Origin of the sequence: Geobacillus sp. FSL K6-3411 (assembly GCF_037965715.1) — a bacterium.
In the GTDB taxonomy this organism is placed as follows: domain Bacteria; phylum Bacillota; class Bacilli; order Bacillales; family Anoxybacillaceae; genus Geobacillus; species Geobacillus thermodenitrificans.
Genome location: NZ_CP150187.1, coordinates 1,363,835 through 1,375,526, shown reverse-complemented (window position 1 = coordinate 1,375,526; position 11,692 = coordinate 1,363,835). Strand labels below are relative to the sequence as shown.

General features: G+C 50.3%; 11 protein-coding genes and 1 pseudogene. 2 read left to right on the top strand and 10 right to left on the bottom strand.

What is annotated here, in order from left to right:
- Nucleotides 1-15: 15 nt before the first annotated feature.
- The 3 genes and pseudogenes from NSQ22_RS06990 to NSQ22_RS06980 all read right to left on the bottom strand — a co-directional run bounded on the left by NSQ22_RS06990 (nt 16) and on the right by NSQ22_RS06980 (nt 3,929).
- A complete protein-coding gene (locus NSQ22_RS06990) occupies nt 16-318 on the bottom strand; it encodes a PTS sugar transporter subunit IIB (RefSeq protein WP_008879515.1) in 303 nt (100 codons plus the stop codon).
- Nucleotides 319-474: 156 nt separating this feature from the next.
- Nucleotides 475-3,249 (bottom strand): annotated as a pseudogene (locus NSQ22_RS06985) (sigma 54-interacting transcriptional regulator).
- Between the two features lie 29 nt (nt 3,250-3,278).
- Nucleotides 3,279-3,929 carry a cell wall hydrolase gene (locus tag NSQ22_RS06980; protein WP_008879517.1) on the bottom strand — a complete coding sequence of 217 codons (651 nt, stop codon included), beginning with the start codon at nt 3,927-3,929 and terminating at the stop codon, nt 3,279-3,281.
- Between the two features lie 357 nt (nt 3,930-4,286).
- Here NSQ22_RS06980 and NSQ22_RS06975 point away from each other — a divergent pair, with 357 nt between their 5' ends.
- Nucleotides 4,287-4,721, top strand: coding sequence for a DUF2621 domain-containing protein (locus NSQ22_RS06975; protein ID WP_008879518.1), 435 nt, complete (start codon nt 4,287-4,289; stop codon nt 4,719-4,721).
- 267 nt (nt 4,722-4,988) lie between these two features.
- On the opposite strand, the gene NSQ22_RS06970 is transcribed toward NSQ22_RS06975, so the two are convergent.
- The 3 genes from NSQ22_RS06970 to NSQ22_RS06960 form a co-directional block, all read right to left on the bottom strand.
- Complete coding sequence (locus NSQ22_RS06970; RefSeq protein WP_029760510.1) at nt 4,989-5,462, bottom strand: cytochrome c biogenesis protein CcdC; 474 nt, start codon at nt 5,460-5,462, stop codon at nt 4,989-4,991.
- A 190-nt stretch (nt 5,463-5,652) separates the two neighbouring features.
- Nucleotides 5,653-6,009, bottom strand: a complete 357-nt coding sequence (locus NSQ22_RS06965; protein ID WP_011887196.1) for a response regulator — start codon at nt 6,007-6,009, stop codon at nt 5,653-5,655.
- Nucleotides 6,010-6,071: 62 nt separating this feature from the next.
- Complete coding sequence (locus NSQ22_RS06960; RefSeq protein ID WP_011887195.1) at nt 6,072-6,779, bottom strand: cytochrome c biogenesis protein CcdA; 708 nt, start codon at nt 6,777-6,779, stop codon at nt 6,072-6,074.
- A 170-nt stretch (nt 6,780-6,949) separates the two neighbouring features.
- On the opposite strand from NSQ22_RS06960, the gene NSQ22_RS06955 reads away from it, so the two are divergent.
- Complete coding sequence (locus NSQ22_RS06955) at nt 6,950-7,129, top strand: aspartyl-phosphate phosphatase Spo0E family protein (RefSeq protein ID WP_008879522.1); 180 nt, start codon at nt 6,950-6,952, stop codon at nt 7,127-7,129.
- A gap of 22 nt (nt 7,130-7,151) precedes the next feature.
- Here the strand turns inward: NSQ22_RS06955 and NSQ22_RS06950 are convergent, their stop codons facing one another.
- The 4 genes from NSQ22_RS06950 to sirA all read right to left on the bottom strand — a co-directional run bounded on the left by NSQ22_RS06950 (nt 7,152) and on the right by sirA (nt 11,553).
- Nucleotides 7,152-8,930 carry an ABC transporter transmembrane domain-containing protein gene (locus NSQ22_RS06950; RefSeq protein WP_081157246.1) on the bottom strand — a complete coding sequence of 593 codons (1,779 nt, stop codon included), beginning with the start codon at nt 8,928-8,930 and terminating at the stop codon, nt 7,152-7,154.
- A 19-nt stretch (nt 8,931-8,949) separates the two neighbouring features.
- Nucleotides 8,950-10,689, bottom strand: coding sequence for an ABC transporter transmembrane domain-containing protein (locus NSQ22_RS06945; RefSeq protein ID WP_011887192.1), 1,740 nt, complete (start codon nt 10,687-10,689; stop codon nt 8,950-8,952).
- A 125-nt stretch (nt 10,690-10,814) separates the two neighbouring features.
- Nucleotides 10,815-11,027 (bottom strand): YneF family protein, encoded by a 213-nt coding sequence (locus NSQ22_RS06940; protein WP_008879525.1) that lies wholly within the window; start codon nt 11,025-11,027, stop codon nt 10,815-10,817.
- Between the two features lie 88 nt (nt 11,028-11,115).
- Nucleotides 11,116-11,553, bottom strand: coding sequence for a sporulation inhibitor of replication protein SirA (sirA, locus tag NSQ22_RS06935; protein ID WP_008879526.1), 438 nt, complete (start codon nt 11,551-11,553; stop codon nt 11,116-11,118).
- Between the last annotated feature and the right edge of the window lie 139 nt (nt 11,554-11,692).

The window sequence follows — 11,692 nt, the reverse complement described above, 5'->3', positions numbered from 1 at the left end:
CGCCTCTCCCCCCGTTTATTTTTTTAACCGCAGCGCAAAATCCAACACGCCGGCGCCGTTGACACGCCCGTAGTCAGCCGGGTTGATGACATCGACCGGGATGCCGCGCGCCTCGCCTTCCTTCTTAAACGCGGCAAACTTGTAACGAATTTGTGGGCCGATGAGCACGACATCCGCCTGGTCGAAATGGCTTTTCGCTTCGTCCGCGGAGACGGCCCAAATATTCGCTTCAATTCCTCTTTCTTTTGCCGCCTCTTGCATTTTTGTCACAAGCAAACTGGTTGACATGCCGGCAGCGCAAATGAGCAAAATGTTCATCACTTTCTCCTCCTTTTTAGCAATCGTTCATTATCGTTTAAGCAAATTCCATGCCAACGTCGAAAAAAGCAGCAGTGAAGCGGATGGAACAGTTGTGTGTCAACAGCCGGAAACTGTGTAATGGAAGCGTTTTCAAATCTCGTTAAATCTTACGCATTACGTGTCTTGTTTCCCTTGCAGCGAACGAAAAAAATGAACGATATGACACAGTTCATCTTCACCGATGCAAACGCCGTATCGCTGTTCAAGCGGAAACAGCCCCTCTTTGACTACCCTGTAAAGCGTCTCATCTTCATGCCTGCATTCGATCGCTGTCCCTTGGCCACTGCTCGTCTTCTCTCCAGAAAGCAGACGGTCAAGCAAGCAGCAAAGATGGAGCACAAGCCCCACCATATCCCGACCATCCGGATCTAAGCCAAGTTCCCGGCCAATCGCTGCCAGCGCAGCGCGAATGGCGTGAATGGCCTTCGTTGGTGAGAGATGGCGAAGGTGGCCGGCCAACTCTCTTGCCATATGCACATGAATTTCTTCAACATCAGCTAATGCCTGTATTTCTTTCATCGCTCTCAAGCTAAGCACCTCCTCAAGCGGGAAGTGCGGGATTCGCTCATCGAGGCAAATATGACTGACAACACAGACGATGCGAAAGTGTTTCGCGATACTCGATAATGTTTGGCGCGCTTCTTTGACATCCGCCATTTGAATCGGGATGATGCGCCACATGTGTTCATCTAGCTGTAAATACGTTTCCAATATATGTTTTAGTGCCAATGCGCTTCCTTTTCCAGTAAAACAAGCAGTAACGATCGCCAGCATGTCCTGATCCGCTGTTTCCTCTTCCCAAAGCGGTTCGCGGACGTAAAACGGCGCCGCTGCTTTCACTTCTTCGTAGATGTCATTGAGCGCATAGCCGAGCATCGCTTTGCGGGCTGCTTCGAGCACATGCGGCGTACTGGCGGCAGAAACTACTTTTACCGGAACGGCGAGCTCCTTTTCCAAAAAGCTAGCAAATGATACAAGCGAGCCCATGTCAACAAGCAACAACACCCCTTTTTGCGATACGACAGGCTGCAATACCGCTTTCACCTGTTCATAAATATGTTTCGGGTCGGCATCAAGCGGCATATCGACCGCATACACACACGCAGCGGTCAACAACTGATTTACGACATCGGCCATCGCCGAAGCAACGCCGTTGCCATGCATAACCACAACGACCGCCACCCGTTCCTCGCGCTCTTCAGTACGTTCCTCATGGAGCGCAAAAAACATCGTCAAAAACCCCGCCTCATCAATCGGGAGATCAATGTGCATCTTCTCTTCCATCAGATGGAGACAGTCGAGCGCAACCGCGAATTCATGCTTATAGGCCGCTCGAACCTCATTCAGCTTTGGATGGGAAACAATTGTCCCGGCCCGCAGGCGATTGATTGCGGTTTGAATATGCAAAGCAAGCGCATACGTCACCTTCTTGGCAAGGCGTCGCCCGAGTTTCTTCTCCACATAGACGACCATGGCTTCCGTTAATGCTAGGACATCCGGAGTGACCATTTTCTCGAGGTCGCGGCGATTGCGGATGCGCCGATCCACCCCTTTCATGTATTGCGAGAAATAATGCTTAATGTCCATTTCCAACAATAAATCGAGCTCATCGCCGGCGATGCCCCGCTCTTTTAGTTCGCCGTATTTGCGCTCAATGGCGCCGTAAACCGACTCAGATTCGACTGGTCCGCCGCCAACATCCGCTTCGCCCCCATGCGGCGAGAAAGCATACCATCGATGCGGCAGCGAATAGGAAGCGGAGCGCGGATGTTTTTTCTCAAGCAAAAGTCCGGTTTGCACTTGAAGGGGCAGATCCGCGCGATGGACGCTCACCGCTTGTTTCTTTCCAGTGACATAATCGGCGTATGCTTTGGCACAAACGAGCTGAATATCCGCCTTCAGCTGCCCGACGTTGTTCGGACACGCATAAAACAAAAAAGCACGGATGGCATTAGCGGAGACACAAATTTCCTTCCCGAGCCGCACCGCCTCTTCCTGAAAAAACTGCATTACAAGCCGGCAGCGTTCATCAAGCGTCCGCTTCTCAAGCGGCGGCAACAAAATATGCATGGGAATGCGGCGCCGGAACGTTTTCAACAAATTCGATTCCGGATCTTCTGTTGTTGCGCAAATCAGCAGCACATTAGCCGTTCTCTCCACATCCGTCTCGCCAAGCCGACGGTAAACGCCGCGGTCAATAAACGTAAACAACATTTCCTGCCCTTCCGCCGGCAGACGATGCACCTCATCTAAGAACAAAACGCCGCCGTCTGCCTTTTCAATCAGCCCTTTTTGCTCATTCGCCCCCGTATAGGCCCCTTTGCGGATGCCAAACAACTGCCCAAGCAGCAACTGCGGGTTGTTGGCATAATCAGCTCAGTTAAACGTCACAAACGGGGCGGACCGCGGAAAACGGCCAACCGCAACGGCAAATTCGTGAAGCAGCTCAGCGAACATCGACTTCCCAGTTCCCGTCTCTCCAACAATCAACATCGGCAGCCCCTTGGGCGGATATAAGACGGCAGCCTTCCCTTGTTCAACAGCGGCCGCCAAGCTCGGCTGCTGCTTGGCAATCCGATCGAGGCGCGTCTCGGCGGTCGAGCCGCACGCCAACGCAAATCGAACCGGCCTCCCGGTTTGCTTTTGCACTTTTCCTTCCCGCCAAAGGCGGTTTAAATCGCGACTGACGTTGGCTCGGTCAAGCCCAAGGACACTGGCCAGTTCCTCGGCACTCACCCACCGCTTTCCGCTTCGCTCCCACTCTCGCAGCGTTTCATAAACAAGATCCACTCTCTTCACGGCCGCTCCCCCCTTGCTAAACACATTCGCAGCAGCGGCCGAAAACTCCTGCCAATTTGGTGGGAAAACCGCTCGGCAACAGCAACACATCCAAAAAAAACGAGGCCTCGTTGGCCCCGTTACTTTGCAAAGGCATGATTCCCGATGCGAATCGTCACCGGACGCGACAGCATCCATTTGTCTTTCGTGATTTTCGGATTATAGAAGTAAAGCGAGCCGCGGCGGTCGTTTGGGAAGAGGGCAAGCGCCTTGTCCACCGCCTCGTAATCTTTCTTCGTCGGCTGAATGCGAGTCAATTTTCCCGTTTTGACCGGTGCAAACGCATAGCCGGATTTTGTTTTTTGATAAATGACGCCGCGCACCGTATTCGGAAACTCCTTATGTTTAACACGGTTAAAAATGACGAGCGCTACTTCCACTTTGCCGGCAAACGGCTCGCTCGAACCCGTTTCCGCCTGCACAAGCTGGGCGAGCAGCTTCCGGTCGACGGCGCTTAACGAAATCGCTTTTTTGTTCGCAGACGCTTTAGTTGTCGTTTTCGCCACAGTCGGCACTTTCAGTTTCTTGCCAATATGAACCATGTCGCTTTTTAACTTATTTAGCGACTTTAGCTTTGCAACAGTTGTGTGATATTGTTTGGCGATCTTCCATAAGGTATCGCCTTTTTTCACTTGATAGTATGTATACGAACTGGCTGCTTCTGTTGACGACGCCTGCCAGCCGAACGCCATGCAGCAGGCAGCAGCAAGAGCGACAATCGTTTTTTTCATTCCTTCCATCCCTCCTGATTGCGATGTTTCAGCCTGCTTCCTTTGTCTACTAGATTAACAGGGGGCAAAAGGAAGGTCACTGTCTATCATTTCCATTGACGCTGTCTGCCATCGCTCAAGCGCTTGATATTCTAAGATGGGACAAGATTTTTTACAGTTGCATTACAGTTGCGTGACAATTGATGACAGGTCAAAATGGCTGTTTTCCCCCCGTTTTTTAGGCTCCAAGAGTTGCGTCTTGAAACTTGCCAAACTGTGCGCTTTTCGACATAATAATAGACGAACCTTGTATGAACCGCCTAGCTGCTTGAGAAGGCTGGGCGGCACAAACTACCGATGATCGTTGAGGTGGGCATCGTGCTGACCGGATGGTTTCTTTGGTTTATTTTGTTTTGGGTCGTCTTTTTGCTCGTCATGATGTCGATTGGCGGCTTTTTTATGTTCCGTAAGTTTTTAAAACGGCTGCCGAAAGAAGACGGAAAATCGGAGCTTGACTGGCAGGAGTATTACATCGAACAGACACGTCATTTATGGGGAGAAGAAGAAAGGGCATTGCTTGAGGAACTCGTACGCCCGGTACCGGAACTGTTCCGCGATGTCGCACGGCAAAAGATCGCCGGCAAAATTGGCGAGCTTGCCCTGAAGGAACAAGCCCCCCGCATTACGCGCGATTTGCTCATCCGCGGTTATATTATCGCTACGCCAAAACGCGACCATAAGTTTTTAATTCGCACATTGCAGGCGAAAAACATCGATCTCGCTCCGTATCAACATTTATTAGAAAGCCGCTGACCGTTCCGCACTTTCAGTCGGATGTCAGCGGCTTTCGCCTGTTTGGCCGCACAATCTTCGGCAAAAAGAACGCTAGACGGCAAAAAATAAGAGGGCTGACCAAAAAGGTCGTTTGCCCTCCAGCGAAAAACAAAGTACAAGACCGCGAAGTTGTCCGATTTGTATGAAAAAAGGGGTATCGCGTTGCTTTTTCTTTATCTTCTATCTCCTCTTCCCTCGACCGGAACCCTCTCGTTTTGACGCCGTAGACACAAGTGAAGGAGAAGATCAGGTGAGCATCGGCGGCTTCAGCTGCGCGGCCAGTTTTTTATACGACACATACATGGCGATCCGCCATGGGACAATCATGGAAAACGCGAGCAAATAAAACATGCCGCTTAGTTGGCCATAATCGATCGTCCGTCCCAAATACGTCTTTAAGCCAAAGCGAATGACGATCAAACTGAGCAAAATCCAAACAAACGCTTTCGAACGTTTTAAGTAAATATCATGGCCGCGGATTTCAAATTTCGATGTTTTAATGAGAAACAGCGAGAAAAACAAACCGAGAACAACCGCTTCGATGAGTTCCCCACGCGTAACACGAAAAACCGGATCGATGAACATGAGCGCCCCTGTGCTCATAAACAACGGCGGTAAAATGATTTTTTTGGCGTTCGTCGGCTTTTCTGCCGCTTTCATGCGCACAAAAAAGACGAACAAAGTCATCACAACGGCGATGAGCGATGTAATAAGCGCCAACAAAGCCATCACCTTCTTCACATAAAATTCACGGACAATACTGTTATTATAGCAAAAACTGCTCTGGTTGCCTACCGCCTCTTCAAACGCTCCAGCTGCGCCGGGAAGTTCTTGCTCCCTCCTCCTATCGGTAAGGAAAGAACAAAAGTGAACTTTCGATCTATGGTCTCCCCCTTACGCCGACAGCCGTCTATAAAAGGCGTGCTACCGCCTCGAGCACATCGCTTTCTTCAAACGGCTTGACAATAAAGTCAGCAGCGCCAGCTTCAATCGCCTCAACGATCATGCGCTGCTGCCCTAACGCCGAACAAATAATGATTTTCGCCCCTGGATCGATTTCCTTGATCGCCCGTACAGCTTCGATTCCGTTCATGACTGGCATGGTAATATCCATGATGACCAGTTCCGGATGCAGCCGGCGATACAGTTCGACCGCCTCTTTACCGTTTTTCGCCTCACCGGCTACGGTATGGTTCGCTTTTTGCAATATGCGCGCTAACGTCACCCTCATAAAATTCGCATCATCGACAACCAAAATGGCAGCCATCTTTCCAACGTCCCCCTGAACGGTTTTCTATTCCGGCAGCACAAAAGGCGGCTTCAGCTGCGCTAAAAGCCGGTAAATCCACCAAATATGCTTGTGGTATAGGCAATGATCTTCGTCATCCAGTCAAAATAAAGGACGACCCCCATCGCCATCATGACATATCCGCCTGCTTTCATAATGGATGCACTATGGCGCCGAATCCATTGCAGTTTGCCGATAAAAAACGACAGAATGAAAAACGGAACAGCAAAACCGAGCGTATAAGCGAGCATGTACATCATCCCTGAACCCGGATTGGCTGCCGCCAAGGCGATAACCGCCACTAAAATCGGCCCCATGCACGGCGTCCAACCGGCAGCAAACGCCATCCCAATCAGCACCGAACCAGCATAACCTGACGGCCGTTCACGGAACGAAATGCGTCGGTCTTTTAATAGAAATGCCGGCTTCCACAGCCCGGCGACGACAAGGCCAAAAGCGACGATCACAATCGCGCCGATTTGACGGATCACATCTTGATAGTCAGCAAACAATCGGCCGAGAAACGATGTGCCGAAACCGAGCGAAATAAAAATGAGTGAAAAACCGAGCAAAAAACAGAGCGTATGCCATAAGCTGCGACGATTCATCATCGCATTTTCCTCTTTCAACTCACTGACCGACACCCCGGTAATATAGGACAAAAACGCCGGGTAAAGAGGGAGACAGCACGGAGAAATAAACGACAAAAATCCGGCGCCAAACGCTAAAAATATATTTAAATCATTCATCACTAAATCAGCCCCTGCCTCATTTTTTACTTTTATTTTAGCAAAAATCCGCTTTTCCGTAACGTATTTCTCGTTTTCATTGGTCAATTTTTCTATTTTCCATTTTTGCATTCATTGGTAAAATAGTATAAAATACTATACACCACATTGATGAAAAGGACGGTTTATTCGTGCCGAAACGTAATCTTTTAATCTTGATTGAACAGAAACGAATGGAACTTGTCGACACCGTAGCGAAGACTGGATTAAACTCCGCAGCAGCGATGAAAGTGAGCAGAGAGCTCGATACGCTGCTGAACGCCTATCAGCGTGAACAAGGGAAACAACAAAAACAAAGCGCCTCCCGCTAAGCGAGAAAAGGCGCTTTTTTCTTTATGCATGAGCGTCGACTAACCCATTTTGCAATAAGTACATTTGGTAGTATAGCCCTTTTTGTGCCAACAGCTGTTGATGTGTACCACGCTCCACAATTTCACCGCGGTGGAGGACAAAAATTTGGTCGGCGTCTTGAATCGTCGACAGACGATGGGCAATAGCGATCGTCGTTCGCCCTTTTCGCATTTGCGTGAGCGCCGTTTGAATAGCCTCCTCCGTTTCGGTGTCAATATGGGCGGTTGCCTCATCAAGAACTAATATTTTCGGTTTGGCAGCAATGGTGCGAGCGAACGAAAGAAGCTGGCGCTGCCCGCTCGATAACGTGGCTCCCCGCTCAGCGAGCAGATGGTCATAGCCGCCGGGCAGCTGTTGGATGAACGCGTCCGCCTGCACGAGGCGAGCGGCAGTCTCAATCTCCTCGTCACTTAATTGCTCGTTATACATGCGAATGTTCTCTTTCACTGTTCCGTAAAACAAGAACGGATCTTGCAAAACGAGACCGAAACATCGCCGCAGCTCGGCGCGCGAATAATCGCGGATCGACCGGCCGTCAAGCAAAATGTCGCCGCGATCAAATTCATAAAACCGCATTAGCAAGTTGATGATGGAGCTTTTACCGCTGCCCGTATGGCCGACAAACGCCACCGTCTGCCCCGGACGGATGGTAAATGACAACCGTTTTAGCACATCACGCTTGCCGTCATATGAAAAACTGACATCGCGGAACTCAATTTCTCCGCGCTCAATCGTATACGGTGCTTGTTCCGGATTGAACGGCGCCTCTTCATCATGGTCAAGGAGCGCAAAGACACGGGAAGCGGAAACGATCGCTTGCTGATAGAGCGACAACCGCATCATCATTTGCGTCACCGGTTCAAAAAAACGTTCCAAATAGTTGACAAATGCGTACAGCACTCCGATCTCGACCGGACTCTCAAGCGCCGAGATACCGAAAAAGCTGAGCACGGCCATGATCGACAATAGATAGACTACATCGAGCGCCGGCCGGAGCAACAGCCCGTCAAGCCGAATGTTTTTCATTCCCGCTTCGTAATGCGCCTCATTCACGGCGGCAAACTCTTGGTATAAGCGATGCTGTTGGCGGAATGCTTGTATGATGGCCATCCCTTGCAACGATTCATTCAATTTGGCGTTCAGCTCGCTCAGCCGTTCACGCATCTGTTGGTAAAATACCGAACTGTAACGGCGGTATGTTTTCATAATCAATCCGATGGCCGGAATAATGAACAGGCAAAACAGCGCAAGCTGAGCGTTGAGTGAAAACATAGCAATATAAACGCCGATGACAAACAGACCGTTTTGCACAAACACCGCTAAAACGCTGATAAACATGTCTTTGATCGCTTCCGTATCATTCGTCACCCGCGAGACAATGCTTCCGCCCGGCGTCCGGTCAAAGTAGCTCATCCCGAGCCGGTGTACCTTGGAAAAGACGTCCATCCGCAACGCTTGGATAATATATAAAGCGAGCCTCTGAAACCCGATCAGCTGGAAATACCCGATGATCGTTTTTCCGACGAGCACGCCGATATAGGCGGCAGCTAGCGCCGCCACCGGGCCCGGAGCGAGATGATTCGGCATCAAATAGTCGTCGATAAACACTTTCACTAAATACGGGCCGGCCAACTCCCCCGCGGTCGCCAATAGAAGGAGCGCAAAAGCGAGCACAGCTTCTTTTTTGTATCGCCCCATATAAGCGAGCAACCGCCACAAGATGCGCCGTTGCTCTTTGGACGTCAATATTTGTTCGTTCATACGCTCCCTCCTATCCATGTCATTCCATAAGCTCCTCAAGCTGTTGGCGCCGATACATTTCACGATACCAGCCGTCTTCAGCCATCAAGTCTTCGTGCGTCCCCGCTTGTATGACGCGGCCGCCATCAAGGACAAGAATCCAATCAGCATGTTCGACCGCACTTAAACGATGAGCGGCAATAATCGTCGTTTTCCCACGCCTCTCGCGCTTCAGCGTCGTTAAAATCCGTTCCTCTGTTTTTGCATCGACCGCCGACAACGCATCATCTAAAATGAGCAGCTCTGGTTCCATGAGCAAGGCGCGGGCGATCGACAGCCGTTGTTTTTGCCCCCCTGACAGCGAGACGCCGCGCTCACCGATGACCGTCTCATAACCGTCCGGAAATTGGAGAATGTCATCATGAATGTCAGCCAGCTTTGCTGCTTTGACAATTTCCTTCTCATTCGCCTCCGGCTTAGCAAAAGCGATATTGTCGCGGACAGAGGCGGAAAAAAGGAAATGGTCTTGCGGCACATAGCCGATCGCCATCCGCAAGGCAGAAAGCGTATAGTGTCGAATGTCATGGTTATCGAAGCGAATGTCACCATCATAGTTGTCAAACTCGCGCAACAATAGGCGCAGCAGCGTCGTTTTCCCGGATCCAGTTTTGCCGACGACACCGAGCGTCGCCCCGCGTTCAAGCCGGAAACGAACATCGACAAGCGCCGGTTTTGTCTCGCCCGGATAGACAAACCGGCGGATATCATACTCGATGCTCCCTTGCGGCGGAACGGCAAGCGCGCCTGGCATTTCCTTGATTTCATCGTCTTCGGCAAGCAGCGCCCGCACGCGGTCGTATGAAGCGCGCCCGCGCTCGACAATGTTAAACAGCCAGCCAAACGCCAGCATTGGCCAAATGAGCAAGCCAAGATACGTCGTAAACGACACGAGCTCTCCGATTGTCAACTCGCCGGCAATGACCATCTGACTGCCGAACGCAACGGAGAGGAAAAACGACAGCCCAACAAGCAACCCGATCGTCGGATCAAAGAGCGCATCCACTTTAGCAACCGCAATGTTCTTCGCTACGACGTCTTCCGATTGGCGGCGGAACGCTTCGACATCCTTTTCTTCATAGCCGAACGCTTTGATGACGCGGACGCCGCTCATGCTTTCTTGCACTTTATCATTTAGCGCCGAAAACGCTTCTTGCGCTGTTAAAAATCGCCGGTGAAGCATCGTTCCATAGCGGCTTGTCGCTATAGCCATCACCGGCAGCGGCAGCAGGCTGATCAACGTCAGCTTCCAGCTGATCGAAAACGCCATCGTCGCCAGCACAACCCCGCCGAGCGTCAACGAATCAACAAGCGTTAAAATGCCGCTTCCGGCCGTTTGCTGAATCGCCTGCAAATCATTGGTCGCATGGGCCATCAAATCACCGATCCGCTTCCGCTGGTAAAACGACGGCGCCATTTTCGTAAAATGGGCGTACAGCTCGTTGCGCAGCTGGCGGGCAAGCTTGACGGCTGATCCGAAAATGCAAATACGCCAAACGTAGCGGAGCACATAGAGCGCCCCCGCGATGGCAGCAAGGGCAACCATCCAACGAATGAGCACCTCTTTCGTCATCGTGCCGTTTTTCATATGGTCAACTAAAATACCGATCACTTTCGGCGGGATCGTTTCCAAAAAGGCAACGATCACGAGTAATAGAATACCGGTGATATACGCCTTTTTCTCTTGGCGAAAAAACCAAAACAAATCGCGGAACACGCTCATGCGGCCATCCCCCCTTTCATTTTCGCTAATGAACAACCGCTATACCATTGTAGCAAAACTAGGAAAATTTAGAAAGAACATTTTTCTAAAATAAAAAGACACTCTCGATCGAGTGTCTGTTTCGTTTATTTCAGCTGGTTGTTCATCATTTTCATCATTTGGTTGATTTTCTTTTGCGACGGGGTCATGCCCATTTGCATCATCATCATGCGAATCATTTGTTCATTGATCGGCGGATTTTTTTTCAAATAATTGATCATCGTTTTGCGGGCGATGAAAAACCCGAGCGCCATACCAGCGATAAGCGCTAGTACACCAACGAGAATCGTGTCCCACATACAGCGATTTTCCTCCTTCTTGTTGTCTCCCTAACAGTGTACTAAACGATGTGCCATTAGACAATATTTCGCGCCAAAAATCTTCACGTTACGCGAATTTTCTTCCTTGCGCCGGCGCAGATAACCAATGGTAGTCGGCAAAATCAGCAGCAACCGCCAAAAACGACGGCGCTAATTGTGCGAGCGCCTGTCCGATGTCAGCCGCCAGCGACGCGCTATCAGCAACAAGGAGCAGGCGGCGCTTTTGCACGACAAGCAGCGCTTCCTCACCGACGTCATTTCGCAAAATGAACATGTTGCGCTCTAAATTTTTGCCGACATGCCCGCTAAAATATTGCTTTAAGCCTAACTCAAGACGTGAAAACGACAACCGTTCGGTAATAAATTCGACTTGTTTGCGGCAAATCGTTTTTAACGGCGCTTTGGCATATTGATGTTCCCGAAGCAATTCGACAACTTTTTCCGTCCGATGGCGATAGTGCGCCGCCACTTCGTCATTTAATAAATAAATCCAATACCGAACCATGCCCCATCCCCCATTTCATCTCATCTATCTCTATTATAGAAAAGAAGGGGAGAAAAATATGTCTATTAACGGCAATTTTTTTCACTAACATTGTCGATTTTTGTTTATAGTGACCAGCGGCCGCAAATAGGGCAAAAAA

Bases quoted from the DNA above. Each gene is read 5' to 3' on its own strand.
- NSQ22_RS06965 (WP_011887196.1), bottom strand. From the start codon at position 6,009: ATGGCTGCCATTTTGGTTGTCGATGATGCGAATTTTATGAGGGTGACG.
- NSQ22_RS06950 (WP_081157246.1), bottom strand. From the start codon at position 8,930: ATGAACGAACAAATATTGACGTCCAAAGAGCAACGGCGCATCTTGTGG.
- sirA (WP_008879526.1), bottom strand. From the start codon at position 11,553: ATGGTTCGGTATTGGATTTATTTATTAAATGACGAAGTGGCGGCGCAC.
- NSQ22_RS06980 (WP_008879517.1), bottom strand. From the start codon at position 3,929: ATGAAAAAAACGATTGTCGCTCTTGCTGCTGCCTGCTGCATGGCGTTC.
- NSQ22_RS06945 (WP_011887192.1), bottom strand. From the start codon at position 10,689: ATGAGCGTGTTCCGCGATTTGTTTTGGTTTTTTCGCCAAGAGAAAAAG.
- NSQ22_RS06940 (WP_008879525.1), bottom strand. From the start codon at position 11,027: ATGTGGGACACGATTCTCGTTGGTGTACTAGCGCTTATCGCTGGTATG.
- NSQ22_RS06990 (WP_008879515.1), bottom strand. From the start codon at position 318: ATGAACATTTTGCTCATTTGCGCTGCCGGCATGTCAACCAGTTTGCTT.
- NSQ22_RS06960 (WP_011887195.1), bottom strand. From the start codon at position 6,779: ATGAATGATTTAAATATATTTTTAGCGTTTGGCGCCGGATTTTTGTCG.